This is a genomic window from Aeromonas sp. R6-2 (assembly GCF_040908155.1).
In the GTDB taxonomy this organism is placed as follows: domain Bacteria; phylum Pseudomonadota; class Gammaproteobacteria; order Enterobacterales; family Aeromonadaceae; genus Aeromonas; species Aeromonas schubertii.
In genome coordinates, this window is the sequence record NZ_JBFODE010000068.1 from 1 (window position 1) to 2,967 (window position 2,967).

Genomic DNA, 2,967 nt, shown 5'->3' on the forward strand with positions numbered 1-2,967 from the left:
GATTACTCGATAACCTTGGCTACAACGCCGGCGCCAACAGTACGGCCACCTTCACGGATTGCGAAGCGCAGACCGTCGTCCATCGCGATCGGGCAGATCAGGGTAACAACCATCTTGATGTTGTCGCCCGGCATGACCATCTCTACGCCTTCCGGCAGTTCGATGGTACCGGTCACGTCGGTAGTACGGAAGTAGAACTGCGGACGGTAGCCCTTGAAGAACGGGGTGTGACGACCACCTTCTTCCTTGGACAGTACGTATACTTCGGACTCGAACTTGGTGTGCGGGGTGATGGTGCCCGGCTTCGCCAGTACCTGACCACGCTCTACGTCTTCACGCTTCACGCCACGCAGCAGGGCGCCAACGTTCTCACCTGCACGACCTTCGTCCAGCAGCTTACGGAACATTTCAACACCGGTACAGGTGGTCTTGGTGGTCTCTTTGATACCAACAATTTCAACTTCTTCACCTACCTTCACGATACCGCGCTCTACACGACCGGTAACGACAGTACCACGACCGGCGATGGAGAATACGTCTTCGATCGGCATCAGGAACGGCATGTCGATGGCACGCTCCGGCTCCGGGATGTAGGTATCCAGGTGACCGGCCAGCTCCAGGATCTTCTCTTCCCACTGAGCTTCGCCTTCCAGCGCCTTCAGGGCAGAGCCACGTACGACCGGCAGGTCGTCGCCCGGGAAGTCGTACTCGGACAGCAGCTCACGCACTTCCATCTCTACCAGCTCGAGCAGCTCTTCGTCATCAACCATGTCGCACTTGTTCATGAACACGATGATGTACGGAACGCCTACCTGGCGACCCAGCAGGATGTGCTCACGGGTCTGCGGCATCGGGCCGTCGGTAGCAGCTACTACCAGGATTGCGCCGTCCATCTGGGCAGCACCGGTGATCATGTTCTTAACGTAGTCGGCGTGACCCGGGCAGTCTACGTGAGCGTAGTGACGGGTAGCGGTGTCGTATTCTACGTGGGAGGTGTTGATGGTGATACCACGCTCACGCTCTTCCGGCGCCTTGTCGATCTGGTCGAAGGCGAAGGCCTTGCCACCGAAGTGCTTGGCCAGCACGTTGGTGATAGCGGCGGTCAGGGTGGTTTTACCGTGGTCAACGTGGCCGATGGTACCCACGTTAACGTGCGGTTTACTACGCTCAAATTTCTCTTTAGACATGATCGTCCCTCTAAACTAACGCTGAGTACGCGGTGGCAAGCCAACCACAGACAGTTTATTACATGCGGATGAAGTTGGTGGGAGCAGAGGTGGTGCTGATAGGCAGAGTCGAACTGCCGACCTCATCCTTACCAAGGATGCGCTCTACCGACTGAGCTATATCAGCATGTTGGAGCGGGCAGCGGGAATCGAACCCGCATCATCAGCTTGGAAGGCTGAGGTAATAGCCATTATACGATGCCCGCATTTCTCTAACCCAGATAACTCAAACCGCAGAGAAATGGTGGAGGGAGAAGGATTCGAACCTTCGAAGGCAGAGCCGTCAGATTTACAGTCTGATCCCTTTGGCCGCTCGGGAACCCCTCCGGTTAACCTGGTGTCGCAACGGAAATCATGCTTGCATCCGTTGTTTTGTCGTTTTTTTATACAAAAAAGCGACCGACAGCTAAGCGTCGCGCATTTTATTGTAAGCGACAGGGGGATGCAACTGTTGGACTAAGGAAGCGCATACGCCCCTTTTCAGGCAGCGCTCACCTCTCCCCTCCTTTTTCTTGTGGCGCCCGCTCGCCATGGTGTAAGGTCGCCCCTGCCCGGTAACCGATCGATGACATCATGACGACAGAGCACTCTCCCTATCTGCAATTCTCCCGCGACCAGTGGGCCATGCTGCGCGATTCGGTCCCTCTCACTCTCACTGAGCAGGATCTTCACACTCTCAGGGGCATCAACGAGCGAGTCTCTCTGCCCGAGGTCGAGGCCATCTATCTACCGCTGTCGCGACTCATCAACCTCTACGTCAAGGCCAAGCAACGCCGCAGCCGGGTGCTGGAGCAGTTTCTCGGCCAGTCCAGAGGCAAGGTCCCCTATATCATCAGCATCGCGGGCAGCGTGGCGGGCGGCAAGAGCACCACGGCGCGTATCCTGCAAGCTCTGCTGGAGCGCTGGCCGGAGCATCCCAAGGTCGAGCTCATCACCACGGATGGCTTCCTCTACTCCAAAAAGGAGTTGGAGGCGCGTGGGCTGATGCGTCGCAAGGGCTTCCCCGAATCCTATGACATCCGCCATCTGGTGGAGTTTGTGGCCAATGTTCGCGCCGGTCACGAGCGGGTCGAGGCCCCCGTCTACTCCCACCTCATCTATGACATCCTCCCCGATGAGACCAAGGTGGTCGAGCAGCCGGATATTCTGATCCTGGAGGGGCTCAATGTGCTGCAAAGCGGCATGGACTATCCGGAGCAACCGCACCGGGTCTTCGTCTCCGACTTCGTCGACTTCTCCATCTATGTGGATGCCGAGGCCGACCTGCTCAAGAGCTGGTACATAGAGCGCTTCCTCAAGTTTCGCAGCGGTGCCTTCGCCGATCCCAACTCGTACTTTCATCACTATGCCCAACTCAGCGATGAGGAGGCCGTGGCGGTTGCCTCCGGCATCTGGCAGGAGATCAACTACGTCAATCTGGTCGAAAACATCTTGCCAACCCGGGAACGGGCCAACCTGATCCTGACCAAGGGGCGGGATCATGCGGTGGAGCAGGTAAAGCTTCGCAAGTAACCGGGACGAAAATAAAAAAGGTGGCCACGGCCATAATGCCAGTCAGTTAAGACTGACTGGCATTGTTTTTATTGGATTTTTTCACGCTGTACTTCTGCGGTCTTGGCTTCACGCAGCGGGGGTAACTTCGCTCTATCCTATCGGGTAACACAAACTGCCCCGCTTGTTTCTCCAACTCCGCCACCCGCTTAGGGATATTCCCTGGTGACATGAACGGCATACAGCTCAA

General features: G+C 56.8%; 2 protein-coding genes, 3 tRNA genes and 1 pseudogene. 1 reads left to right on the forward strand and 5 read right to left on the reverse strand.

Annotated elements, in window-relative coordinates:
* Nucleotides 1-2 precede the first annotated feature (2 nt).
* The 4 genes from tuf to AB5Y48_RS18345 form a co-directional block, all read right to left on the reverse strand.
* Entirely contained in the window at nucleotides 3-1,187 is a 1,185-nt protein-coding gene (gene tuf, locus AB5Y48_RS18330; protein WP_060588043.1) for an elongation factor Tu, read from the reverse strand.
* Between the two features lie 90 nt (nucleotides 1,188-1,277).
* Nucleotides 1,278-1,353 (reverse strand) — tRNA-Thr (locus tag AB5Y48_RS18335).
* Nucleotides 1,354-1,357: 4 nt separating this feature from the next.
* Nucleotides 1,358-1,432, reverse strand: a tRNA-Gly gene (locus AB5Y48_RS18340).
* Between the two features lie 36 nt (nucleotides 1,433-1,468).
* A tRNA-Tyr gene (locus AB5Y48_RS18345) sits at nucleotides 1,469-1,553 on the reverse strand.
* 246 nt (nucleotides 1,554-1,799) lie between these two features.
* On the opposite strand from AB5Y48_RS18345, the gene coaA reads away from it, so the two are divergent.
* Entirely contained in the window at nucleotides 1,800-2,738 is a 939-nt protein-coding gene (gene coaA, locus AB5Y48_RS18350) for a type I pantothenate kinase (protein WP_050667582.1), read from the forward strand.
* A gap of 46 nt (nucleotides 2,739-2,784) precedes the next feature.
* Here coaA and AB5Y48_RS18355 read toward each other — a convergent pair.
* Nucleotides 2,785-2,967: pseudogene (locus tag AB5Y48_RS18355) on the reverse strand (IS4 family transposase); the annotation flags it as partial.